The organism is uncultured Allobosea sp. (genome assembly GCF_945956895.1).
In the GTDB taxonomy this organism is placed as follows: domain Bacteria; phylum Pseudomonadota; class Alphaproteobacteria; order Rhizobiales; family Beijerinckiaceae; genus Allobosea.
Window position 1 is genome coordinate 1 of record NZ_CAMFJF010000008.1, and the last position, 22,781, is coordinate 22,781.

Below are 22,781 nucleotides of genomic sequence, written 5' to 3' on the forward strand. Positions count from 1 at the left end.
GCCTGACGGGCGAGGTGCCCGAGATCGGCCGCGCCCATGGCGCGATCGAGATCGACATCGCCGCCGGCTATGGGGCAACCGCCTCCGCCGTCCCCGCGCCGCTGCGGCAGGCAGTGCTCCGTCTCGCCGCCCGCTGGTTCGAGCAGCGCGGCGATGTCGCCGGGCGCGATGCGCAGGCACTCCCCGCTGCCATTGCCGCGCTGGTCGCGCCATTTCGTCGCGGGAGGCTTTGAATGGCGCAGGAACCTCCCGCCATCGGCCGGATGCGGCGCCGGCTTGTGCTGGAAGCGCCGGTGGCCGCGCCGGACGGTCTCGGCGGCGCGACGCAGGCTTTCGAGACCGTAGCGGCGCTATGGGGCGAGGTCGAATGGATCTCCGGCACCGAAGCCTGGCGCCAGGGTCGGCCTGAGCAGTCCCGCCACTACCGCATCATCATGCGCTGGCGCAGTGATGTCGATGCCGGTCGGCGCCTGCGCGATGGCGACCGCCTGTTCGACATCCGCTCCGCCGCCGACCCGGATGGCGCGCGCCGGAGGCTGGTCTGCCTGGCCGAGGAGGTGACGCCATGAGCGATGCCATTCTGGCCCTTCGAGTCGCCGTTCAGGCGCGCCTCCTGGCGGATACGCCGCTCACGACGCTGATCGGCCCCGATCGCATCTTCGACGAGGCGCCGCGTGCGGCTCGCGGGCTTTATGTCGTCCATGGCGAGGTCGAGGCGCGCGACTGGTCGACCGGCAGCGACCGCGGCTGCGAGCAGGAATTCACGCTTGTCGTCTGGGCAGCGCAAAGCGGCTCGTCGCGGCAGGCGCTGGAGGCGGCCGGCTTGATCGTTGCGGCGCTCGACCAGGTCGATCTCACCGTGAACGGGCATGCGCTGGTCAATCTGCGCTGGCTGTCGAGCCGGCTCGCCCGCGAGATGCGCAATGGATTGCCGCAAGTGACGATCCGCTTCCGCGCCGTCACCGAAACGCTCTAGGCCTTTGTTTTATCGCATTTTCTTCACGCGAACCGGCCTCCATTTCGCTCGAAAATGCTTCAGCTCATAAAGGAGAAACCGCATGGCGGCACAGAAGGGCAAGGACCTGCTGCTCAAGGCGGGGGACGGCGCCGGCGGCTTCGTCACGGTTGCCGGCTTGAGGGCGCGACAGATCGCTTTCAATGCCGAGACCGTCGACGTGACGCATTCGGAATCGGCCGGGCGCTGGCGTGAATTGCTGGCGGGGGCCGGCGTGCGCCGCGCCAGCATCAGCGGCGCCGGCATCTTCAAGGACGAGGCCTCGGATGCGCTGGTTCGGCAGACGTTTTTCGACGGGCTGATCCGCGACTGGCAGATCGTCGTGCCGGATTTCGGCACGATTTCGGGGCCGTTCCAGCTCACGGGCCTGGAATATCGCGGCGATCATGCCGGCGAGGTCACTTTCGACCTGTCGCTGGAATCCGCCGGGCTCCTGGCCTTCGCGGCGCTCTGAGGAGGCGGTCATGGTCAATCGTCATCGCGGCGAGACCGCGCTCATGGTCTCCGGCGAAACCCTGCCGATGCGCCTGACGCTCGGCGCTCTCGCCGAACTCGAACATGCCTTCGCTGTCGACAGCCTGCCGGCGCTCGGCGAGCGCTTCGTCGAGGGCAGGCTCTCCGCCCGCGATATCATCCGCATTATCGCGGCCGGCCTGCGCGGAGCGGGCCGGGTGATCCGCGACGAGGATGTCGCGGAACTCTCGTTCGACGGCGGCTTGAACGGCGCGATCAAGGCGGCGATCGCGCTGCTCGAGGCGACCTTCGGCGAGGGCGACGCTTCCCGCCCTCCGCAGCCGCCGGCGTAGGTGCGCCGGCGGGTTTTCCCTGGGACGAGGTGATGGCCTTCGGCCTTGGCCGGCTGGCCTGGCCGCCCGATCGCTTCTGGGCAGCGACGCCGCGCGAGATCGCGGCAGCTTTGCGGGCTCATCAGGAGTGGCCTCGTGGCTCCGCTCCGGAGCGCCCGGCGCTCGCGGCGCTGATGGGCGCCTTTCCCGATGCCTGAGGCGGTATTTCCAACCAATCGATCGAGGTGATGGCCATGACGGATGATGACGGTATCGAGTCGGGAGGACGCCTCTCTGACCTGAGAGCGATGGACCGGTTGACCCAATCGCTGAGCCGCTCCTCGGAGAGTTTCGGCAAGTCGATCGTCAGCGCCTTCTCGCGCGGCGTCGTCGAGGGCAAGCGCTTCGAGGATGTGCTGCGCAGCGTCGGCCGCTCGATGACCGACAGCCTGCTCAAGACGGCGCTGAAGCCGCTCCAGACCGGGCTGTCGAGCTTGTTGAGCTCGGGCGTCAAGAGCCTGACGGGTCTCTTCGGAGGTATCGGATTCGGCGGTTCCGGCGGAACGGTGCCGATCGCGCCCTTCGCCGAGGGCGGCATCGTTTCCTCACCCTCCTACTTTCCGACCGGGCGCGGGCTCGGTCTGATGGGCGAGCGCGGCGCCGAGGCGATCATGCCGCTCGCCCGCGGTCCGGACGGGCGCCTCGGCGTGCGCGGCGGCGGTGGGCAGGCCCGGCCGCTCAATGTCGTGGTGCAGGTCTCGACCCCCGATGCCGACAGCTTCCGCCGCTCGGAGGCGCAGGTCTCAGCTGCCATCGCCCGCGCAGTCGCGCGCGGCCGGCGGGCTCTCTGAGGGGGGAGGCATGCCGGATTTTCACGAGGTCCGTTTCCCGCTCGATGTCGCACGCGGTGCGCGCGGCGGGCCGGAGCGCCAGACCCAGATCGTGACGCTCGCCTCCGGGCGGGAGGTGCGCAACAGCCGCTGGGCCCATTCGCGTCGCCGCTACGATGCCGGGCTCGGCATCCGTAATCTCGATGCCCTGGCGGCGGTGGTGAGCTTCTTCGAGGAGCGCCGCGGCCGGCTCCACGGCTTTCGCTGGCGCGACCAACTGGATTGGAAGAGCTGCCTGCCCTCGCAGCAGCCGGCCGCTACGGATCAGGTCATCGGGGTCGGCGACGGTGTCACCGCCGTCTTTCAGCTCTGCAAGGCCTATGGGGCCGGTGCATCCGCCTATAGCCGCGAGATCACCAAGCCCTGCGACGGCACGGTCCGGGTCGCAATCGATGGCGTCGAACTCGCCGCCAGTGCCTTCTCCTGCAACCTGGCGATCGGGCAGGTCGCCTTCGCCGCCGGCTCGATCCCGCCACCGGCTGCCGTCGTGACCGCCGGCTTTGCCTTCGACGTACCAGTTCGTTTCGACACCGACGCCATCGAGGTCGATCTCTCCGCCTTCGCGGCCGGCGAGATCCCGCGCGTCCCCGTGATCGAGATCATCCCCTGAGGCCCATCCATGCGTGACATTCCATCCGGTCTCGTCGCCCATATCGAGACGGCCGCGACAACGCTCTGCCATTGCTGGAGCCTGACGCGCCGCGACGGGCTCGTGCTCGGTTTCACCGACCATGATCGCAAGCTGTCCTTCGACGGCATCGATTTCGCAGCGACGACCGGTCTCGAAGCGGCGGAAAGCGCCGCCGAGCTCGGCTTCGCCATCGGTGGCGGCGAGGTCGCCGGTGCCTTCGCCGCCCTCGGCCTGAACGAGGCCGATCTGGCACGCGGGCTCTATGACGACGCCCGCGTCCGTGTCTGGCTGGTGAACTGGGCCGATCCCGGCCAGCGGGTGCTGCTGGAGGAGGGCTTTTCCGGCGAGATCAAGCGCGGCGAAGCCAGCTTCACCGCCGAGGTTCGCAGCTTCGCCAAGGCCTTCGATGAGGAGCGCGGCAGGCTCTACATGCGCTCCTGCTCGGCCGATCTGGGCGATGCGCGCTGTGGTCTTGCGCTGGTTGCGGCGGAAGCGGAGGTCGTCAGGAGCGACGGCCGCCTCTCGCTCTCGGCCGAGGGCCTGGAGTCCTACGCAGACGGCCACTTCAGCGGCGGGAGGCTGGTCTTCACCAGCGGTGCCAATGCGGGCTTCGCCACCGAGGTGAAGCGCCATGGCCGCGAGGGCGTGCAGGCGCTGTTCCAGCTCTGGCAGGCACCGGCGGCGGCGATCCTGCCCGGCGACGGCTTCAGGGTCACGCCGGGCTGCGACAAGAGCTTCGCGACCTGCCGCGCCAAATTCGGAAACGGTGTCAATTTCCGCGGTTTCCCGCATATGCCGACGACCGATTTCATCATCGGTGGCGTCCGCCCCGGCGACGGGACGCTCGACGGCGGGAGCCTGTTTCGATGACGCGCGACGAGATCGTCGATGCCGCGCGGCTCTGGTTGGGCACGCCCTATCACCATCAGGCCTCGCTGCGCGGCGTCGGCTGCGATTGCCTCGGGCTGGTGCGCGGCATCTGGCGCGATCTCTGCGGCGACGAGCCCGAGGAGCCGCCGCCCTATTCGCCGAGCTGGGCCGAAAGCCTGCGGCAGGAGACGCTGGCCCTGGCGGCTGAGCGCCACCTGCGGCCGCTCGCTCTCACGGAAGCAAGGCCGGGCGACGTGCTGCTCTTCCGCTGGCGCGAGCATCTGCCGGCCAAGCATTGCGCGATCCTCGCCGACCCGGATCGCCTCATCCACGCTCATGATGGCGCTGCCGTCGCCGAGGTCGCCTTCACGCCCTGGTGGCGCCGCCATCTCAGCCATGCCTTTTCCTTTCCCGGAGTGACGGACTGATGGCGACGCTTCTTCTCCAGGTTGCCGGCGCCGCTCTGGGATCGGCTCTGGGCGGGCCGGTCGGCGGCGCCATCGGCCAGGCACTGGGCGGGCTCGCCGGCGCCACCATCGATCAGGCCTGGCTCGGCGGCTCCGGTGGCAACAAGGTCGTCGATGGCCCTCGCCTCAAGGAGGTCAACGGCCTTGCGGCAACGGAGGGCGCGGCGATCCCACGTCTCTACGGCCGCGCGCGGCTCGGTGGGCAGCTGATCTGGGCGACGCGCTTCGAGGAGGAGGTCACGGTCTCGATCACGCGCACCAAGAGCGGCGGCAAGGGTGGACGTTCGAAGAAGACCTACGAGACGACCTATAGCTACCATGCCAATCTCGCGATCGGGCTATGCGAGGGGCCGATCGCCTTCGTCCGGCGCATCTGGGTCGATGGCCGCGAACTCGACGTCCAGACCGTGCAGATGCGCGTCCATCACGGCTACGAGACGCAGGAGCCTGATCCGCTGATCGCGGCGAAGGAGGCGGGCGATGCGCCAGCCTATCGCGGGCTCGCCTATGTCGTGTTCGAGAGTTTTCCGCTGGCCGATTACGGCAACCGCGTGCCGCAGTTCGATTTCGAGGTCGTGCGCGCGGTCGACGGGCTGGGCGGCATGATCCGGGCGGTGGCGCTGACGCCCGGCGCTGGCGAGTTCGTCTATGATGTCCGCCCGGTCAGTCACGAGCCCGAGCCCGGCGTCAGCGAAAGCCTGACGCGCCACCAGCTCTATGGCGGCAGCGACGTCGACACGGCCATCGGCCATCTCATGGCGCTCTGTCCCAATCTGCGGCGCGTGTCGCTGGTCGTCTCCTGGTTCGGCGACGATCTGCGTGCCGGGGCCTGCACCGTGGCGCCCCGGATCGAGATCCCGCACAAGCCGACGGTCGGGGCGGAATGGTCGGTCGCCGGCCTGTCGCGGTCGTTGGCCCGCGTCGTCAGCCAGGTCGACGGCCGGCCAGCCTTCGGCGGCACGCCCTCGGACGAGAGCGTCGTCGCGCTGATCCGGCGCCTGCGTTTCGATTACGGGCTGGAGGTCGTGCTCTATCCCTTTCTGATGATGGATATCCCGGCCGGAAACGCCCTACCGGATCCCTATTCGGGCGCGGCGAGCCAGCCGCGCTATCCCTGGCGCGGCCGTATCACCTGCGATCCGGCGCCGGGCGAGCCGGGAAGCCCGGAGGGCAGTGCTGCGGTTGCGGCTCAGATCGCGGCTTTCGTGGGAACGGTCGCTCCAGCCGACATGGCCGTGGCTGGCACATCGGTCGTTTGCGCCAAGCCGGACGAATGGTCCTATCGTCGCCTCGCGATGCATTGCGCCGCGCTGGCTCAGGCTGCCGGAGGCGTGGAAGGCTTCGTCGTCGGTTCGGAGATGGTCGGGCTGACGCATCTGCGCGGCGCGGCCGGCTATCCGATGGTCGACCAGCTCGCGGCCATCGCGCAGGACGTCAAGACCATGCTGCCGGGTTCGACACTGACCTATGCCGCCGACTGGACCGAGTATGGCGCGGATGTCCGCGATGATGGGGATGCTATCGATTTTCCGCTCGATCCGCTCTGGGCCTCGCCCGCCATCGGCGCGATCGGCATCGATTTTTATCCGCCGCTCTCGGATTGGCGCGATTCCGGCAGCCACGCCGATGCCGCGATCGCGCGCGGCCCGGCCGATCTCGCCTATCTGCGCCAGCGCCTGACCGCGGGCGAAGCCTATGACTGGTATTATGCCGACGAGGCCGGCCGGGCCGCGCAGACGCGCCTGCCGATCACCGACGGCTCCTATGGCAAGCCCTGGATCTTCCGGCCCAAGGACCTGTGGGGCTGGTGGAGCCAGGTCCATATCCGCCGTGCGGGCGGCGTCGAGACGAGTGCGACCTCGTTCGTGCCAGGAGCGAAGCCGATCTGGCTGACCGAGATCGGCGTGCCGGCGGTCGACAAGGGCGCCAATGCGCCCAACATGTTCCCCGATCCGAAATCGGGCGAGGGCGGCTTCCCGCCGTTTTCGAGCGGTGCGCGCGACGATCTCGTGCAGGCAAGAGCGCTGGAAGCGATCATCTCGGGCTTCGATCCTGCGCGGGTGGGGTTCGATGCCGGGCGCAACCCGGTCCATCCGGTCAGCGGCATCCGCATGGTCGATCCGGCCCGGATTTTCGTCTGGAACTGGGATACGCGACCCTTCCCGGCCTTTCCCGACCTTTCCGGTATCTGGGCCGATGGCGCGAATTTCGAGACCGGCCACTGGCTGAACGGGCGCCTCGAAGGCACTCCGGTCGACCGGCTGGTCACGAAGCTGCTTGCCGATTTCGGGTTGCCGGCGGCCGGTCGGATTGCCGTCGACGGTTTCGTCGACGGTTATGTGCTGGATCGTCCGATGTCGGCCCGGCAGGCGCTGGAGCCGCTGGCCCAGAGCTTCGGTTTCGATGCGATCATGAGCGGCGGCGCGCTGCGTTTCGAGGGCAGGGGTGGCAAGGTTTCCCGCTTGCTCGGCCCTGACGATCTCGTTCCGGATCGCGATGGCGAGCCCTTCATGCTGCGGCGCAGCCAGGAAACGGAACTGCCGCTCGAACTGCGCCTCGGTTTCAGCGACAGCGAGGCGGATTATCGCAACGCAGCCGCGCGCTCGCGCCGGCTGGCCGGGTCGGCCCGGCGTGAAGTCGCCGTCGAAACCGCGATCGTGACCCGGCCCGCCGAAGGGCGACGCCTGGCGGACCAGCGCCTGCAGGAGGCCTGGGCCGCGCGCGAGACGCTCGAATGCGAGCTCTCGCCGCGCTGCATCGCGATCGAGCCCGGCGATGTCCTCTCGGTTCCGACCGAGGCCGGACGCCGCCTGTTTCGCGTCACCCGCATCGCTGACGGCCCGACGCGGCGGATCAGCGCCCGCGCCGTCGAGGCGGCGATCTATGTTTCAGCGGGAGCAGGCGGCGGCACGCGCCCGCCGCGCACACCGCCCGCTCTGCCAGGGCGCCCGCTGGCCGTGCCGCTGGCCCTCCCGATCGTCACCGTGCAGCCGCCGCCCTTGCTGTCGCTGGCTGCTTTCGCCGCCCCTTGGCCTGGCGCACTGGCAATCTGGCGCGCGGACGAGGCCGGGCTGTTCGCGCTCGACGGTTTCGTCGAGGCCCCCTCGATCGTCGGCGAGACCTTGACGGCATTGCCGCCGGGGCCGCTTTGGCGGACGGACCGGCGTGCGACGCTGGAAGTGCGGTTGCGCGGCGGCGTGCTGTCGTCTGTTCCCACGGAGGCGGCGCTGGCCGGCGCGAACGCGCTGGCCTTGATCGGAACAGACGGCGTGGTCGAGATCGTCACGGTTTCGCAGGTCGAGCTGATCGGGCCGCAGCGCTTCCGCCTATCCGGCCTGATTCGGGGAATCGGTGGCAGCGAGGCCGCCGCGGCGCGCCTTTTGCCAGCCGGCGCCCGCGTCGTGGTACTGGACGGCGCGGCCGTCTCGCTGACCACCGACCTGGCTGATCTCGGCCGGGCGCGGCGCTACAGAGTCGGTCCTGTCCGCGACGATGTCGGCGATGCGACGATGGTCGAGTTCGAAGCCTCGGTCGCCGGCGAGGCGCTCCTCCCGCTATCGCCGATCCGGCCGAAGGCGATTCGGACCGAGGCCGGCGTTGCGCTGACATGGCTCCGGCGGACGCGAATCGACGGCGATTCCTGGGAACTGGCGGAGGTGCCCTTGGGAGAGGAGAGCGAGCGCTACGAGCTCGGCATTCTCGATGGCGAGGATCTGCTTCGTACCGAAATCGTGAACGCGCCCGAATGGCTCTATGCGGCGGCGCAGGAGCTTGCGGATTTCGGCACGCCGCTGCCGGAGATCGCAATTTCGCTCCGTCAGCTCAGCACGACGGTCGGCCACGGTCATGAATGGCGTGGACGGATTCCGGTGCGTTGATCTACTGTGGGTTGTGAACGCCGCGATGCATTCATGGCGCGTTCACGCGGATGGGATTAGCCCAAGTCGATGATGCCGGTCGAACCGATCCTTGCTCTTGCGCTCATCGCCTCCTCGCCGATGCCGGTTATCCGCGTCGACGACGCGACGCCGATCTCCTGCCTGTCTTCCGAAGAGACGCGTGACGCCGTCGCCGAAGGGCGCGTCATGCAGCCGGCCGAAGCCTCGCGCCATGCCCGCCACGCCGCGCCGGGCGAGGTCGTCCGCATCAGGCTCTGTCGACAGGGCGATGATTTCGTCTATGTGGTGACGACGCTGAAACGTGATGGCCGCGTTGCGAGGGTGACGCTGGAAGGACAATCCGGCAAGATCGCCACCATCCGCTGACAGCCGTTGCGGCTATCCCCCAAACTGGAGCGACCCTACCGTGAGATTGCTCGTCGTCGAGGACGACAAGGACCTCAACCGCCAGATCGTGACCGCGCTGGAGAATGCCGGCTATGCCGTCGACAAGGCTTTCGATGGCGAGGAGGGCCTCTATCTCGGCGAGGCCGAGCCCTACGACGCGGTGATCCTTGATCTCGGCCTGCCGAAGGTCGATGGCGTTGCCGTGCTGCAAGGCTGGCGTCGCGCCGGAAAGACCATGCCGGTGCTGATCCTGACCGCGCGCGATCGCTGGAGCGACAAGGTCTCGGGCTTCGACGCCGGCGCCGACGATTATGTCGTCAAGCCTTTCCATATCGAGGAGTTGCTGGCGCGCGTCCGCGCCCTGCTGCGTCGCGCCGCCGGCCACGCGACCTCGGAACTGGTCTGTGGCCCCGTCCGCCTCGACACGCGCGCGAGCCGTGTCGTTGTCGACGGCAATCCGGTCAAGCTGACCTCGCACGAGTACCGGTTGCTCTCCTATCTGATGCATCATCAGGGGCGGGTCGTATCGCGCACCGAGCTGGTCGAGCATCTCTACGATCAGGATTTCGACCGCGATTCCAATACGATCGAGGTCTTCGTCGGCCGGCTCCGCAAGAAGCTCGGCGTTGACATCATCGAGACCGTCCGAGGGCTCGGCTATATCGCCGCCGCTCCGGAAAAGGTCTGATCGCGAGCGATGCCGCTCAAATCCCATCGCTATTCGCTGGGAACGCGGCTGTTCTTCTCCGCGGCCGTCTGTTGCGTGCTGATCCTCGTGCTGGCCGGTGTCGGCCTCACCACCTTCTATCGCCGCTCGGCCGAGCGCGGCTTCGACGAGCGGCTGTCGGTCTATATCAAGCAACTGGTCGCGGACCTGGCCGCACCGCCCGAGACCGAGCGCCAGACCGTCGGCGATCTCGGCGAGCCGCGCTTCGACCTGCCGCTGACCGGCTGGTACTGGCAAATTACCAGGCTCGACGGCGAGCGGCCGAATGTCCGCGCCTCGCGCTCGCTCGTCGGCGGGCAGCTCCCCAAGCTGCTCGACCAGTCGATCGCGCCGAACAGCCGCGGCCTGCGCGAAAGCTATGTCTCCGGCCCCGACGATCGCCGCCTGCGTGTGCTGGAGCGCGAGATCGATGTCGGTGAGGACGGGCGTTTCACGATAGCAGTCGCCGCACCGGCCGACGAGATCGAGGGCGATATCCAGGATTTCCGCTTCGCGCTGGCGATGACCTTCCTGCTACTGGGCATTGCCCTGGTCGCCTCGACGCTGGTGCAGGTCCGCTTCGGCCTGCGTCCGCTGGTGCGGCTGCGAGCGGCCGTGGGCGCGGTGCGCACGGGAGAAAACCCGCGCATCGTCGGCCTGTATCCGCCGGATCTCGCGCCGCTCGCCAGCGAGCTGAACCAGCTCATCGACGCCAATCACGAAATCCTCGACCGCGCCCGCACGCAGGTCGGCAATCTCGCGCATGCGCTCAAGACCCCGCTCAGCGTGATGATGAACGAGGCCGGCACGAGCGGTGACGGCCAATTGCCGCAGACGGTCCGTGCGCAGGCTGCGATCATGCGCGACCAGGTCCAGTATTATCTCGACCGGGCGCGGGCGGCGGCCCTCTCCGGCGCGCTCGGCGGCGTGACCGAGATCGCGCCTTCGCTCGATGCCTTGCTGCGCACCTTCACCAAGATCTCGCAGGGCAGGGGCATTTTGGGCTCGCACGCCATCCCATCGAATCTGCGCTTCCGCGGCGAGAAGCAGGATCTGGAGGAGATGCTGGGCAACCTCCTCGACAACGCCTTCAAATGGACTTCCTCGACGGTCGAGGTCTCGCTTGCGAGCGAAAAATCAGCCGATACCGAGCGGATCGCGTTGCTGATCGACGATGACGGCCCCGGCCTCCCGGAGGAGGCGATGGCTGAGGTCCTGAAGCGCGGTCGCCGGCTCGACGAGACCACGCCGGGCTCGGGCCTCGGGCTCTCCATCGTCGTCGACATCGCCAAGCTTTATGGTGGTGGCCTGACCTTGCACCGCTCGCCGCTGGGCGGCTTGCGGGCGCGGCTTGAGCTGCCCTCGGTCTAGACGAATTCTTTGCCGCGTGACCCTTTGTCACCATGAACCCGAGCCGACGATTGGCTAAGAACGCCGCATGATGATCTGGGCCATCTTTGCAGCGATGACGGGAGCGGCGGTTTTCGCTTTGCTCTGGCCGCTCAGCCATGGCCGGGCGCAGGGCTTCGCCGACGTGGCGGACGCTCGCAGCCTCTATCGCGCCCAGCTCACGGAGATCGACCGCGATCTCGCGCGCAAGCTGATCGGCGAGGAGGAGGCGCAGGCCGCCCGCACCGAAGCCGCCCGCCGCCTCCTGCGCGCGGCCGGCGATGAAGCGGGGCCTGCCGGCGAGACCGAACCTTCGCTGCGCCGCCGTCGGGCGAGCTCCGCCCTGATGCTTTCGGTCGTGCCGTTGCTGGCTCTCCTGATCTACGGTCTCTACGGCTCTCCCGGCCAGCCCGATCAGCCGCTGGCCGCGCGGCTCGAAAAAGCCGGCCCTCAGCAGGATTTCGCCATCGTGCTGGCGCGCATGGAAGCGCATCTCGCCGCCAATCCGGGCGATGCGAAGGGCTGGTCGCTGCTTGCGCCGATCTATCTGCGCCAGGGCCGCTACGAGGAGGCCGCGAAGGCTTTCGCCGCCGCCGTCCGTTCCGGGAAGCCGGATGCCGACCTCTATGCCGGGTTGGGCGAGGCCCGCATCATGGAAGCCGGCGGCGTCGTGACGGCCGCTGCGCGCGAGGCTCTGACTGAGTCCGTCAGGCTCGATCCGAAAAGCCCGCGGGCTCGCTACTACCTTGCCCTCGCCAAGGAACAGGACGGTGACGGCGAAGGCGCGCAGGCCGCACTTTCCCAGCTCCTCGTCGACGCGCCAGCCGATGCCGACTGGGCCGGCGCGGTCCGCACCAGGCTGGAACGGATGCAGGCGGATGCCGGCCGCAAGGCGGTGGCCGCCCTTCCTGAGGCCGAACGCCAGCAGGCGATCAAGGGGATGGTCGACGGTCTTGCAGAACGCTTGAGCGCGGGCGGCGGTACTTTGCCCGAATGGAGCCGTTTGATCCGCGCTCGCGTCGTCCTCGGCGACAAACCCGCGGCGTTACAGGCGATGAAGACCGCGCGCGAGCGGCTGGCCGGGGACAAGGATGCGCTTGCGGCCATCGACGCTCTCGCCGATGAATTGGCCTTGAAGGAGGCCGCACCATGACGATTGCCCAGCCGACGCGGCCGCTCCCGGCGAAACGCCGCTTCACCCGCAAGCAGCGCAGGTTGACCTTGATCGCGGCGGCCGGCGCCGTGCTGTCCCTGGCGGCAGGCCTCGTCCTCTTCGCGATGCGCGACACCATCGTCTTCTTCTACGGCCCGACCGAGATCACGGAGAAGGGCGTGCAGCCCGGCACCCGCATGCGCCTCGGCGGGCTGGTCGAGACCGGTTCGGTCCAGCGCAGCGACGGCAAGCGCGTCACCTTCGCCGTCACCGACGGCAAGAGCTCGATCAAGGTCGGCTATGACGGCCTGTTGCCTGATCTCTTCCGGGAAGGGCAGGGCGTCGTGACCGAGGGCGTTTACGAGGGCGGCGGTCGTTTCAAGGCGGATTCGGTGTTGGCGAAGCATGACGAGACCTATATGCCCCGCGAAGTCGCCGATGCCCTGAAGAAGCAGGGGCATTGGCAGACGGGCAGCGGTGCCGGCACTTCTCCCGCCACCGCGCCGGCAAAGCCGTGAGCTGCGCATGATCGTCGAGATTGGCCATTACGCGCTGGCGCTCGCGCTCGGCGTCTCCGTGATCCAGGCGGTGGTGCCGTTCTGGGGCGTGTTCCGGCAAGATCGGACGCTGGCCTCGGTCGGCAGCAGCGCGGCGCTGGTCTCGTTCGCGCTGGTCGCCTTGTCCTTCGCAGCCCTGGTGACATCCTATGTCCGCTCTGATTTCTCGGTCGGCAATGTCGTCGCGAATTCCCATTCGGCGCAGCCGCTGATCTACAAATTCACCTCCGTCTGGGGCAACCACGAAGGCTCGATGCTGCTGTGGGTGCTGATCCTGACGCTGTTCGGGGCGCTCGTGGCATTGTCGCGCCGCTCGCTTCCGCCGCGCCTGCGGGCCGGCGCGCTCGCGGCGCAGGGTCTCGTCGCAGTCGCCTTCCTCGCCTTCACCTTGTTTACCTCGAACCCGTTCCAACGGCTGTCGCCCGTGCCGGCCGAGGGGCAGGATCTCAACCCGATCCTGCAGGACCTCGGCCTCGCGATCCATCCGCCGCTGCTCTATATCGGCTATGTCGGCTTCTCCATCACCTATGCCTTCGCGGTCGCAGCCCTGATCGACGGGCGCATCGACGCGATGTGGGCGCGCGCCGTCCGGCCCTGGACGCTGCTGGCCTGGACCTTCCTGACGCTCGGCATCGCGATGGGCTCCTACTGGGCCTATTACGAGCTCGGCTGGGGCGGCTGGTGGTTCTGGGATCCGGTCGAGAACGCCTCCTTCATGCCCTGGCTCGCCGGAACGGCCCTGATCCACTCGACCGTGGTGATGGAGAAGCGCGACGCGCTGAAGGTCTGGACGATCCTGCTCGCGATCCTGACCTTCTCGCTCTCGCTGCTCGGCACCTTCATCGTCCGCTCCGGCGTGCTGACCTCGGTCCATTCCTTCGCCACCGACCCGGCGCGCGGCCTCTTCATCCTCTTCATCCTGATCTTCTTCGTCGGCGGCTCGCTGGCGCTCTTCGCCTGGCGCGCGCCGCTGCTGCGGCAGGGCGGACTGTTCGCGCCGGTCTCGCGGGAGAGCGCGCTTGTCGTCAATAACGTCTTCCTGGCCACGGCCTGCGCCACCGTCTTCGTCGGAACACTCTATCCACTGCTGCTGGAACTGGTGACCGGCGACAAGATCTCGGTCGGCGCGCCGTTCTACAACGCGACCTTCGTGCCGGTGGTGGTGCCGCTGCTGCTCATCCTGCCGGTCGGCCAGTCGCTGGCCTGGAAGCGCGGCGATCTGCTCGGCGCGGCGCAGCGCAATGCTTTTGCTTTCGGGCTCGCGGTGATGGCGGCTCTTGCGCTGCTCTTCTTCACGCGTGGCGGCCCGGTGCTGGCGCCGCTCGGCGTGGGCTTGGGCGTCTTCCTCGTCCTGGGCGCCGGCTTCGACCTCGGCGAGCGCATCGTGACCCGCGCCAGCGGCTGGCGGGCGATGCTGTCGCGGGCGCGCGGCCTGCCGCGCTCGGCCTGGGGCACCGCGCTCGCCCATGCCGGCATCGGGCTCAGCATCATCGGCATCGCCGCCCAGGCCTGGAGCAGCGAGGCCATCGCCGTCCTGAAACCGGGCGAGCGGCTGACCAGCGGCCGCTACACCATCGTGCTGGAGGGCCTATCGCCGCGGACCGGGCCGAATTTCCGGGCCGAGGTCGCCCGCTTCCAACTCTTCTCGGGAGAGCAAGAGCTTGCGCCGGTCGAAGCCTCCAAACGCGTCTACACGGCCCGCGCGATGCCGACGACCGAAGCCGGCATCCGCACGGACGGCCTGAGCCAGGCCTATGTCAGCCTCGGCGAAGCGCAGGATGGCGGCGTCGCCGTTCGCCTCTACGACAAGCCGCTGATCCTGCTGATCTGGATCGGTTCGCTCGTCATGGCGCTCGGCGGCGGGCTCTCGCTGACCGACCGGCGCTTTCGGCTGGCGGCGCCGAAGCGCGCCGCGGCCGTAGCCGCCGCGCAGCCGGCGGAGTGAAGCCGATGCGGCGGATCGCTTTCATCCTCGGCCTGATGCTGCTGGCGATGCCCGCCGCGCGGGCCGTGCAGCCCGACGAGATCCTTCCCAACGCGGCGCTGGAGCAGCGGGCGCGCAACATCTCGGGCGGCCTGCGCTGCCTCGTTTGCCAGAATCAGTCGATCGACGATTCCGACGCACCCTTGGCTCGTGACCTGCGCATCCTCGTCAGGGAGCGTCTCGTCGCGGGCGACGACGACAAGGCGGTGGTCGATTTCGTCGTTGCCCGCTACGGCGATTTCGTCCTGCTGCGCCCGCCGTTCAACGCGCATACCTTGCTGCTCTGGGGTGCGCCTTTCGTCATCCTGCTCTTCGCGCTGGCTTTCCTCTGGCGGCGTGCGCGCCGGCGAACGGTCGAAGCGGGCGCTTCGAACCCGCTGTCGCCCGAGGAACAGGTGCGGCTCGCCGCCCTGGTCGGACCAGACGACAAATCTATCGGCTGATCCCGCAGCGCTGAAACAGTTCCTGCGAATAGGCGTGCGTCGACGCGCCGCTGATCGCGTAATGCACCCGGCCGCGTTCGGCCGGCCGTGGCGAAGCGTAGGTTGCATAGACCCGTGCGAAGCAGCCCGCCTCGCTGCCCCTGTAGCCGCGCTCAGCGGCGACCTTCAGGCCGATGCCGTAGGCTCCACCTCGTGGACCGGGGGCTCCGGGCGCGGCGAAACGACTAGCTTCGCGCCGCGCCGCGATATCCTCTAACCGGTCGATGCCGCAGCGGGAGCGTTGCTCCGCATTAAAGGCGGGGGTCGAAGGGGCATACCAGCCGCGCCGGCCGTTCGATTTTTCAACGACGACGGCATGTTTCGCGAAGACGCGCGCATAGCATTCGGCGTTTTCGTATCCGCGCGACTGCGCAACCCCCAACCCGGCGCTATAGGCCGAACCTTGCTGCGCCAGGGCCGGCCCACTCAGGCAGGCCACGACAAGCGACATCCCCCAGATCATACGCATCGGCATAGTCCCCCAGTTCTGAAGCAAGAGGGCATCGAGATATGACCTTACGTCAAGACGACCGGGCTCGGCCTTAGGTCGAATCTTACGAAACCGTCATCTTCAGGCCAAAGCCGCGTAAGGCGGCGGGCGTCATGGTCCTCGTCACGAGCAGGGGAAGGCACCCTGTCGCTCCAAGAGGTTCCCGCCATGACGACACAGAACGAAAATCGCAAATCCATCCTGAAGCGCGGCGCCCTTCTCGCCGGCACCGCCATTCTCGGCATCGGCCTCGCCGCGGGCATCGCCGACAGCGCCCTGATGCAGAACCACAATGCCGTCGCCCAGCCGATCCAGCTGTCGGGTACGCAGGCGACGCTGCCCTCCTTTGCCGATCTCGTCGACAAGGTGAAGCCGGCCGTCGTTTCGGTCCGCGTCAAGACGCAGACCGCGGCCGCCAAGGACGGGCAGAACCTCGATGACCTGCCGCCGGAACTGCGCCGCTTCTTCCGTGATTTCGGCGGAGAGGACGGCGGCCGCCAGAGCAAGCCGAAACCGCAGGTCGGCATGGCCCAGGGCTCCGGCTTCTTCGTCAGCCAGGACGGCTATGTCGTCACCAACAACCACGTCGTCGAGAACGCTGTCGAGGTCCAGCTCGTCACCGACGCCGGCAAGACGCTCGACGCCAAGGTGGTCGGCACCGATCCGCGCACCGATCTGGCGCTGCTGAAGGTCAAGGACGCCGGCGATTTCCCCTTCGTGCAGCTTGCCGACGGCAAGGCGCGCATCGGTGACTGGGTGCTGGCGATCGGCAACCCCTTCGGCCTCGGCGGCACGGTCACGGCCGGCATCGTCTCGGCGCAGGGCCGTGATATCGGCTCGGGCCCCTATGACGACTTCATCCAGATCGACGCGCCGATCAACCGCGGCAACTCGGGTGGCCCGACCTTCAACCAGAAGGGTGAAGTCGTCGGCGTCAACACCGCGATCTTCTCGCCGTCCGGCGGCAATGTCGGCATCGCCTTCGCGATTCCCGCCTCGACCGTCCGCCAGGTCGTCGACTCCCTGAAGAAGGACGGCACGGTGGCGCGCGGCTTCATCGGCGTGCAGATCCAGCCGGTCACCACCGAGATGGCTGATGCGATCGGCCTCAAGGAGGCCAAGGGCGCACTCGTCGCCGAGGCGCAGGGCAACGGCCCGGCAGCCAAGGCGGGCATCCGCCGCGGCGACACCATCACGGCGGTCAACGGCGAGGCGATCAAGGACGCGCGCGAGCTCTCGCGCAAGATCGCGACCTTCGCGCCGGGTACCAAGACCACGATCACCGTCTTCCGCGAAGGCAAGTCGCGTGACGTGACCTTCGAGATCGGCCGCCAGCCGGCGGCCTGAACCGGAAGTGCATCGGGCTTCCCCGGAAAGCGGGTTCCGCTTTCCGGTCCGATGCTGAAGCAGGGTCTCTTCGGTTTCCTGTCGCCCCAGCCGAGAGACCTTGCCGTCGCGGCGGCAGGCCGGATGCGTATCCTCCGGCCTGCCGTTTTTCGTTTTGACGGGTTAGATATGTTGATCTTGTCCGGAATCTCGCCGTCATTCCGGGGCAGGCCGAAGGCCTGAGCCCGGAACCCAGAACCGATGCCTCTCTTCGGAAAGGCGATGACCGAAATCGCTCCCGGCTGTTAGGGCATCGGTTCTGGGTTCCGGGCTCTTCGCTGCGCGAAGCCCCGGAATGACAGTTGTGTTTCCGGTCGATCGGAAAAGGTTCTAGTTTCCGGCCATGCGACTCCTCATTGTTGAAGATGATGCCGAGGCTGCGGCCTATCTGACCAAGGCTTTCCGCGAAGTCGGCCATGTCGCCGACCATGCCGCGGACGGGCTGGAAGGCTATGCCATGGCCGAGGGCGGCGGCTACGACGTCCTGGTCATCGACCGCATGCTGCCGCGCCTCGACGGGCTCTCGCTGATCCGCTCCCTGCGCGAACAGAAGGACGAGACGCCCGCCTTGATCCTCTCCGCGCTCGCCCAGGTCGACGACCGGGTGAAGGGCCTGCGCGCCGGCGGCGACGACTACCTGCCCAAGCCCTATGCCTTTTCCGAGCTGCTCGCCCGCGTCGAGGTGCTGGCGCGCCGCCGCGGCGCGCCTGCCTCCGAACCCACCACCTACCGGGTCGGCGAGCTGGTGCTGGACCGGCTGGCTCATCGCGTCACCCGCGAGGGGCAGGAGGTCGTCCTGCAGCCGCGCGAGTTCCGCCTGCTCGAGTATCTGATGAAGCACGCCGGACAGGTCGTGACCCGCACCATGCTGCTGGAGAACGTCTGGGACTATCATTTCGACCCTCAGACCAATGTCATCGACGTGCATGTCAGCCGCCTGCGCGCCAAGGTCGACAAGGGGTTCGAGCTGCCGATGATCCATACCATCCGCGGCGCCGGATACATGGTCCGTGACACCCGCTGACGCCTCCCCGCAGCCGCGCCAGCGCTTCCTGCCGACGCTGTTCCGCACGACCGCCTTCAAGCTGACGGCGGCCTATCTCGTCATCTTCGCGCTCTTCGCCGCCTTCGTGCTCGGCTATGTCGCCTGGAACGCGCAGCGCCTGCTGAACGACCAGATCCGCTCGACCATCGACGCCGAGATCCAGGGGCTCGCCGAGCAGCAGCGCCAGGGCGGCATCCGCCGGCTGGTCAACATCGTCGAGCGTCGCTCGCGCGCGCCCGGCGCTTCGCTCTATCTGGTGACGACGCCGGTCGGCGAGCGCGTCGCCGGCAATGTCGAGGCGCTTCCGCCGGGCACGCTCGACAAGCCCGGCGAGAGCGAGATCGAGTATTCGCGCACCGCCGAGGGCATCGATACACCGAGCCGCGCCATCGTCCGAGTCTTCGTGCTGCCGGCTGGCTTCCGTCTGCTGGTCGGGCGGGATCTCGAGGAACGCGACCGGCTCGGCGCGGTGATCCGCCGGGCGATCGGATGGTCGCTGGCCCTGATCTTCATCCTTGGCTGCTTCGCCAGCTGGTTCGTGGCGCGGCGCGTGCTGAAGCGGATCGACGGCATGAGCGAGACCGCGCATGGCATCATGGAGGGCGATCTCAAGGGGCGGCTCGCCGTCACCGGTACCGGTGACGAACTGGACCGGCTCGCGCTCAATCTCAACGCCATGCTCGACCGCATCGGTGAATTGATGGCCGGCATGCAGCAGGTCACCGACAACATCGCCCATGACCTCAAGACGCCGCTGACCCGCCTGCGCAACCGCGCGGAGGAGGCGTTGCGCACCGCGCAGTCACCGGACGAACTGAGGGGCGCGCTCGATGGCGCGATCGAGGAGGCGGACAACCTGATCCGCGTCTTCAATGCGCTGCTGATGATCGCGCGGCTGGAGGCTGGTCGCGTCAGCGAGAACATGAGCGACCTCGACATCTCCGAGGTCGTCTCCGGTCTTGCCGAGCTCTACGAGCCGCTGGCCGAGGAGGCCGGCCTCTCGCTGACCTGTGAAGTCGCGCCCGGCCTGAAGGTCCACGGCAACCGCGAACTGATCGGGCAGGCCCTGAACAACCTGATCGACAATGCCTTGAAATACGGCGCGCCGGAGCAGGGCGGTGATGGTTCCGTGACGGTCTCCGCCCGGCAGGCGGGCGATCAGGTGGAGCTCTCGGTAGCCGATCGCGGCCCCGGCGTCCCCGAGGCCGATCGCGGACGCGTGCTCGACAGGTTCGTGCGGCTCGATGCCAGCCGCAGCAAGCCGGGATTCGGTCTCGGCCTGTCGTTGGTGGCCGGCGTGGTGCGGCTGCACGGGGGCCAGCTCAGGCTGGAGGACAATGCGCCGGGCCTGCGCGTCGTCATCCTCCTGCCGGCCGGCAGTCCGAAGCCTGTGGACACGCCGGCCCGCGCGGAGCCGGCCGCCTCGACAGCGGCGTCAAACCCTGCTGGCCTGCCCACCCACTAAGGGTTTGTATATCCGAGCCCTCACCCTGAGGAGCCGCGTCAGCGGCGTCTCGAAGGGTGCTCCAGATGGTTCCAGAACCTCCTGGGACATCCTTCGAGACGCCATTCCCCAGGGAATGGCTCCTCAGGATGAGGGCTCGGTATGGTGTTCGAGGGAATTCGCGATGGCGGAACGGCTCTGTGACAGGCTTGAGGCAGCGCCGGTCCTGCCGGCGAAGGCCAAGACCGAAGCGCTGCTGAAGCGCGAGCTGATCGAGCGGCTGCATGACGAGGAAGTCGCCGAGGCGCTTCAGGCGCATCTGGCCGAGCACCCGCTGAGCGCAGCGCTGGTCGCCGGCATCCTCGCCCATTCGCCCTTCCTGACCCAGATCTCGCGGTTCGACCCGGCCGGGCTGCTCGCCAGCCTGACGGAAGCGCCGGAGTCACGTCGCGACGCGCTGCTGAGCGGCATCGCGGCCTTCGCCGAGGCGGGCTGCGAAACCGCCGACCTGATGCGCGAACTGCGCCGCTTTCGCCGCTCGATGGCGCTGCTGATCGCGCTCGCCGATATCGGCGGCGCCTGGGACGTCGAGACCGTGACACAGGCGCTGACCGCAACCGCCGACATGGCGACGCGTCTCGCCACGAACCATGTCCTGCGCCAGGCGGCCGATCTCGGCCGGATCAATCTCCCGGATCTCGCCGATCCCGGCACCGGCTCGGGCCTCGTCGTGCTGGCGCTCGGCAAGCATGGTGCGGGCGAGCTGAACTATTCCTCCGATATCGACATCGTCGTCTTCTTCGATCCTCAAGCGGCGGAAGCGGCCGGCGTCGGTGAGCCCACGAGCTTCTTCGTCAAGCTGACGCAGCAGATCGCGCGCATTATCCAGGAGCGCACGCCTGACGGCTATGTCTTCCGCGTCGACCTGCGCCTGCGGCCGGACCCGGCCTCGACCCATGTCGCGGTCTCGCTGCCCTCGGCCTATTCCTATTACGAGACGGTGGGGCAGAACTGGGAACGCGCCGCCATGATCAAGGCGCGGCCGATCGCAGGCGATATCGAGCTCGGCCGCCGCTTCCTTGGGGACCTTGCGCCCTTCATCTGGCGCAAGTATTTCGACTTCGCGACCATCGCCGACATTCATGCGATGAAGCGCCAGATCCAGACGGTGAAGGGCCACGAGACCATCGCCGTCGCCGGCCACAACGTGAAGCTCGGGCGCGGCGGCATCCGCGAGATCGAGTTCTTCGTCCAGACGCAGCAACTCGTCTTCGGCGGAAGGCGGCCGGCCCTGCGCGGCCCGCGCACGCTCGACATGCTCGGGGAACTGACGACCGAGGGCTGGATCACCCCGCAGGCCCGCGACGAATTGTCGGAATCCTATCGCTGGCTGCGCACCATCGAGCACCGCCTACAGATGCAGGCCGACGAGCAGACCCAGACGCTGCCCAAGGCGGCCGGCGAGCTCGAAGGCTTCGCCCGCTTCTGCGGCTATCCTTCGACGGCCGCCTTCGGCAAGGCGTTGACGGCGCATGCGAAGCGCGTCGAAGGGCATTACGCCCTGCTCTTCGAGGAAGGGCCGAGCCTCGCTTCCGAGGCAGGCACGCTGAGCTTCACCGGCTCGGTGGCCGACCCTGAGACCATTGAGACCCTCGGCAAGCTCGGCTTCCGCGATGGCGCGACGGCGGCGGAGACGGTGCGCGGCTGGCATTTCGGCCGCCGTGCTGCCGTCACCAGCGCCCGGGCCCGCGAGGTGCTGACGGAATTGACACCCGCGCTGCTCGTCGCGCTCGGCCGCACCGCCGATCCCGATGGCGCGCTCGCTCATCTCGACAATGCCTTCGTCCGCATGCCGGCGGCTGTCGAATTGCTGACGCTGCTGCGCTCGCACGATTCCCTGCTGACGCTCTTCGCCGAGATACTCGGCAGCGCGCCGCGCCTCGCCAAGGTCGCTGCCCTGCACCCGCATGTGCTCGACGGCGTCATCGATCCCGCCTTCGGGCAGGCGGTGCTCGATGTCGCGGCGCTGGAACGCCGCATCCGCAACTATGTCGGTTCCCCGCCGCCCAGCGTCGAGGACGGGCTGGACCGCCTGCGCGACGCCGCCCGACAGGAGAACTTCCTGGTCGGCGCCCGGCTGCTCTCCGGCGTCTATCCGGCGCAAGGGGCGGGGCAGGCCTATTGCGCGGTGGCCGAAGCCTGCCTGCGCGTCGCCTTCGCCGATACGCGCCGCTCATTCACGGAAGACCACGGCGTGATCGAGGGGGCCGAGACGGTTGTGCTCGGCCTCGGCCGGCTCGGCGCGGGCGAGCTCACGCCCTCGTCCGATCTCGACCTGATCCTGCTCTATGACCGCCCTGAGGAGGCCGGCGCGAGCGACGGCGCCAAGGGCCTCGATCCCGTCACCTGGCATATCCGTTTCACACAGCGTTTGGTTGCGGCGCTGACGGTGCCGACGCGGCGCGGCACGCTCTATCAGGTCGACATGCGCCTGCGTCCGACCGGCAACAAGAGCCCGGCTGCAACCCAGTTCGCCGGCTTCGAGGCCTATCATTCCGGCGAGGCCGAGATCTGGGAGGAGATGGCGCTGACCCGCGCCCGCGTCGTCGCCGGCGATGCCGGGCTGGCGCAGCGGACTGAAGCCTCGATCCGGGCGATCCTCTCCCGCAAGCGCGAACCGGCCAAGGTCGCGACAGCCGTCGCCGAGATGCGCGCGCTGATCGCCAGGGAGAAGGGCGAGAAGGACCCCTGGGACCTGAAGCTCGCGGCTGGCGGCATCACCGATCTCGACTTCCTCGCCCAGTTCCTGCTGCTCGCCCATGCCAGTGAGCACCCCGGCCTGATCGTCAACGATACCGCTTCGGTCTTCGCCGCGGCCAAGGCTGCCGGATTGCTGTCTGAAGGGGATGCCTCGACGCTGCTGGAAGCGCACCGCCTGATCGGCGACGTCCAGCTCTGGCAGCGTTTCACGGTCGAGGAAGCCTTCGATCCCAAGGCCGTGCCGCCGCGGGTGTTGCGCCGCATCGCGACGGCGGTCGGCCGGCCGGATGCGAAGGTTCTGAAGGCGGAGCTGGACGAGGTCCGGGGGGCGGTGAGGGCGATCTTCACGCGCGTCTTGGGCGAGGCGCGGAAGGGAAGCTAGAGCCCGTTGATTGATCTCGGAACCGCTTCGTCATCCCGGGCTTGCCCCGGGATCCATCG

Annotated in this window: 20 protein-coding genes and 3 pseudogenes; 22 read left to right on the top strand and 1 reads right to left on the bottom strand. The window is 68.3% G+C overall.

Features of this window, described 5'->3' with window-relative positions:
• From Q0Q02_RS07000 to Q0Q02_RS07085, 18 genes and pseudogenes are all read left to right on the top strand, one after another.
• Nucleotides 1-233: pseudogene (locus tag Q0Q02_RS07000) on the top strand (hypothetical protein); the annotation flags it as partial.
• Nucleotides 234-569 (top strand): phage head closure protein, encoded by a 336-nt coding sequence (locus Q0Q02_RS07005; RefSeq protein ID WP_293808069.1) that lies wholly within the window; start codon nt 234-236, stop codon nt 567-569.
• Nucleotides 566-976, top strand: coding sequence for a DUF3168 domain-containing protein (locus Q0Q02_RS07010; protein ID WP_293808071.1), 411 nt, complete (start codon nt 566-568; stop codon nt 974-976). Before Q0Q02_RS07005 ends, Q0Q02_RS07010 begins: the two co-directional genes overlap by 4 nt.
• A gap of 82 nt (nt 977-1,058) precedes the next feature.
• A complete protein-coding gene (locus Q0Q02_RS07015; RefSeq protein WP_293808073.1) occupies nt 1,059-1,469 on the top strand; it encodes a phage major tail protein, TP901-1 family in 411 nt (136 codons plus the stop codon).
• Nucleotides 1,470-1,479: 10 nt separating this feature from the next.
• Nucleotides 1,480-1,821: a gene transfer agent family protein gene (locus Q0Q02_RS07020; protein WP_293808075.1), complete on the top strand. Its 342-nt coding sequence runs from the start codon at nt 1,480-1,482 to the stop codon at nt 1,819-1,821.
• Between the two features lie 26 nt (nt 1,822-1,847).
• Nucleotides 1,848-2,018 (top strand): annotated as a pseudogene (locus Q0Q02_RS07025) (phage tail assembly chaperone); the annotation flags it as partial.
• Between the two features lie 36 nt (nt 2,019-2,054).
• On the top strand, nt 2,055-2,651 hold the full coding sequence (locus tag Q0Q02_RS07030; RefSeq protein WP_293808077.1) for a phage tail tape measure protein: 597 nt from the start codon (nt 2,055-2,057) through the stop codon (nt 2,649-2,651).
• A 10-nt stretch (nt 2,652-2,661) separates the two neighbouring features.
• Nucleotides 2,662-3,300, top strand: coding sequence for a DUF2460 domain-containing protein (locus tag Q0Q02_RS07035; RefSeq protein WP_293808078.1), 639 nt, complete (start codon nt 2,662-2,664; stop codon nt 3,298-3,300).
• A gap of 9 nt (nt 3,301-3,309) precedes the next feature.
• Entirely contained in the window at nt 3,310-4,191 is an 882-nt protein-coding gene (locus tag Q0Q02_RS07040; RefSeq protein WP_293808080.1) for a DUF2163 domain-containing protein, read from the top strand.
• A complete protein-coding gene (locus Q0Q02_RS07045; protein ID WP_293808081.1) occupies nt 4,188-4,619 on the top strand; it encodes an NlpC/P60 family protein in 432 nt (143 codons plus the stop codon). The genes Q0Q02_RS07040 and Q0Q02_RS07045 overlap by 4 nt, the downstream gene beginning before the upstream one ends.
• Entirely contained in the window at nt 4,619-8,536 is a 3,918-nt protein-coding gene (locus tag Q0Q02_RS07050; protein ID WP_293808083.1) for a glycoside hydrolase/phage tail family protein, read from the top strand. Before Q0Q02_RS07045 ends, Q0Q02_RS07050 begins: the two co-directional genes overlap by 1 nt.
• A 69-nt stretch (nt 8,537-8,605) precedes the next feature.
• Nucleotides 8,606-8,923, top strand: coding sequence for a hypothetical protein (locus Q0Q02_RS07055; RefSeq protein ID WP_293808085.1), 318 nt, complete (start codon nt 8,606-8,608; stop codon nt 8,921-8,923).
• Between the two features lie 40 nt (nt 8,924-8,963).
• Nucleotides 8,964-9,632, top strand: coding sequence for a response regulator transcription factor (locus Q0Q02_RS07060; RefSeq protein ID WP_257734675.1), 669 nt, complete (start codon nt 8,964-8,966; stop codon nt 9,630-9,632).
• A 9-nt stretch (nt 9,633-9,641) separates the two neighbouring features.
• Nucleotides 9,642-11,021, top strand: coding sequence for an ATP-binding protein (locus Q0Q02_RS07065; RefSeq protein ID WP_293808091.1), 1,380 nt, complete (start codon nt 9,642-9,644; stop codon nt 11,019-11,021).
• A 67-nt stretch (nt 11,022-11,088) separates the two neighbouring features.
• On the top strand, nt 11,089-12,192 hold the full coding sequence (ccmI, locus tag Q0Q02_RS07070; protein ID WP_293808093.1) for a c-type cytochrome biogenesis protein CcmI: 1,104 nt from the start codon (nt 11,089-11,091) through the stop codon (nt 12,190-12,192).
• Complete coding sequence (gene ccmE / locus Q0Q02_RS07075) at nt 12,189-12,710, top strand: cytochrome c maturation protein CcmE (RefSeq protein WP_293808095.1); 522 nt, start codon at nt 12,189-12,191, stop codon at nt 12,708-12,710. The genes ccmI and ccmE overlap by 4 nt, the downstream gene beginning before the upstream one ends.
• Before the next feature lie 7 nt (nt 12,711-12,717).
• On the top strand, nt 12,718-14,694 hold the full coding sequence (locus Q0Q02_RS07080; protein ID WP_293808097.1) for a heme lyase CcmF/NrfE family subunit: 1,977 nt from the start codon (nt 12,718-12,720) through the stop codon (nt 14,692-14,694).
• Between the two features lie 5 nt (nt 14,695-14,699).
• Nucleotides 14,700-15,176 (top strand): cytochrome c-type biogenesis protein CcmH, encoded by a 477-nt coding sequence (locus Q0Q02_RS07085; protein ID WP_293808098.1) that lies wholly within the window; start codon nt 14,700-14,702, stop codon nt 15,174-15,176.
• Here the strand turns inward: Q0Q02_RS07085 and Q0Q02_RS07090 are convergent.
• Nucleotides 15,166-15,684, bottom strand: a complete 519-nt coding sequence (locus tag Q0Q02_RS07090; RefSeq protein WP_293808100.1) for a hypothetical protein — start codon at nt 15,682-15,684, stop codon at nt 15,166-15,168. The two genes, Q0Q02_RS07085 and Q0Q02_RS07090, sit on opposite strands and share 11 nt — an antisense overlap.
• 189 nt (nt 15,685-15,873) lie before the next feature.
• Here Q0Q02_RS07090 and Q0Q02_RS07095 point away from each other — a divergent pair.
• From Q0Q02_RS07095 to Q0Q02_RS07110, 4 genes and pseudogenes are all read left to right on the top strand, one after another.
• Nucleotides 15,874-17,010: pseudogene (locus Q0Q02_RS07095) on the top strand (trypsin-like peptidase domain-containing protein); the annotation flags it as partial.
• Nucleotides 17,011-17,434: 424 nt separating this feature from the next.
• On the top strand, nt 17,435-18,115 hold the full coding sequence (locus Q0Q02_RS07100; protein WP_293808101.1) for a response regulator transcription factor: 681 nt from the start codon (nt 17,435-17,437) through the stop codon (nt 18,113-18,115).
• Complete coding sequence (locus tag Q0Q02_RS07105) at nt 18,102-19,601, top strand: ATP-binding protein (protein WP_293808103.1); 1,500 nt, start codon at nt 18,102-18,104, stop codon at nt 19,599-19,601. The genes Q0Q02_RS07100 and Q0Q02_RS07105 overlap by 14 nt, the downstream gene beginning before the upstream one ends.
• Nucleotides 19,602-19,764: 163 nt before the next feature.
• Nucleotides 19,765-22,722, top strand: coding sequence for a bifunctional [glutamine synthetase] adenylyltransferase/[glutamine synthetase]-adenylyl-L-tyrosine phosphorylase (locus tag Q0Q02_RS07110; protein ID WP_293808104.1), 2,958 nt, complete (start codon nt 19,765-19,767; stop codon nt 22,720-22,722).
• The last annotated feature ends 59 nt before the right edge of the window (nt 22,723-22,781 follow it).

What these genes read in the sequence shown, in the direction of transcription:
- Q0Q02_RS07005 (WP_293808069.1), top strand. Translation starts at nt 234, where the DNA reads ATGGCGCAGGAACCTCCCGCCATCGGCCGGATGCGGCGCCGGCTTGTG.
- Q0Q02_RS07010 (WP_293808071.1), top strand. Translation starts at nt 566, where the DNA reads ATGAGCGATGCCATTCTGGCCCTTCGAGTCGCCGTTCAGGCGCGCCTC.
- Q0Q02_RS07015 (WP_293808073.1), top strand. Translation starts at nt 1,059, where the DNA reads ATGGCGGCACAGAAGGGCAAGGACCTGCTGCTCAAGGCGGGGGACGGC.
- Q0Q02_RS07020 (WP_293808075.1), top strand. Translation starts at nt 1,480, where the DNA reads ATGGTCAATCGTCATCGCGGCGAGACCGCGCTCATGGTCTCCGGCGAA.
- Q0Q02_RS07030 (WP_293808077.1), top strand. Translation starts at nt 2,055, where the DNA reads ATGACGGATGATGACGGTATCGAGTCGGGAGGACGCCTCTCTGACCTG.
- Q0Q02_RS07035 (WP_293808078.1), top strand. Translation starts at nt 2,662, where the DNA reads ATGCCGGATTTTCACGAGGTCCGTTTCCCGCTCGATGTCGCACGCGGT.
- Q0Q02_RS07040 (WP_293808080.1), top strand. Translation starts at nt 3,310, where the DNA reads ATGCGTGACATTCCATCCGGTCTCGTCGCCCATATCGAGACGGCCGCG.
- Q0Q02_RS07045 (WP_293808081.1), top strand. Translation starts at nt 4,188, where the DNA reads ATGACGCGCGACGAGATCGTCGATGCCGCGCGGCTCTGGTTGGGCACG.
- Q0Q02_RS07050 (WP_293808083.1), top strand. Translation starts at nt 4,619, where the DNA reads ATGGCGACGCTTCTTCTCCAGGTTGCCGGCGCCGCTCTGGGATCGGCT.
- Q0Q02_RS07055 (WP_293808085.1), top strand. Translation starts at nt 8,606, where the DNA reads ATGATGCCGGTCGAACCGATCCTTGCTCTTGCGCTCATCGCCTCCTCG.
- Q0Q02_RS07065 (WP_293808091.1), top strand. Translation starts at nt 9,642, where the DNA reads ATGCCGCTCAAATCCCATCGCTATTCGCTGGGAACGCGGCTGTTCTTC.
- ccmI (WP_293808093.1), top strand. Translation starts at nt 11,089, where the DNA reads ATGATGATCTGGGCCATCTTTGCAGCGATGACGGGAGCGGCGGTTTTC.
- ccmE (WP_293808095.1), top strand. Translation starts at nt 12,189, where the DNA reads ATGACGATTGCCCAGCCGACGCGGCCGCTCCCGGCGAAACGCCGCTTC.
- Q0Q02_RS07080 (WP_293808097.1), top strand. Translation starts at nt 12,718, where the DNA reads ATGATCGTCGAGATTGGCCATTACGCGCTGGCGCTCGCGCTCGGCGTC.
- Q0Q02_RS07085 (WP_293808098.1), top strand. Translation starts at nt 14,700, where the DNA reads ATGCGGCGGATCGCTTTCATCCTCGGCCTGATGCTGCTGGCGATGCCC.
- Q0Q02_RS07090 (WP_293808100.1), bottom strand. Translation starts at nt 15,684, where the DNA reads ATGCGTATGATCTGGGGGATGTCGCTTGTCGTGGCCTGCCTGAGTGGG.
- Q0Q02_RS07100 (WP_293808101.1), top strand. Translation starts at nt 17,435, where the DNA reads ATGCGACTCCTCATTGTTGAAGATGATGCCGAGGCTGCGGCCTATCTG.
- Q0Q02_RS07110 (WP_293808104.1), top strand. Translation starts at nt 19,765, where the DNA reads ATGGCGGAACGGCTCTGTGACAGGCTTGAGGCAGCGCCGGTCCTGCCG.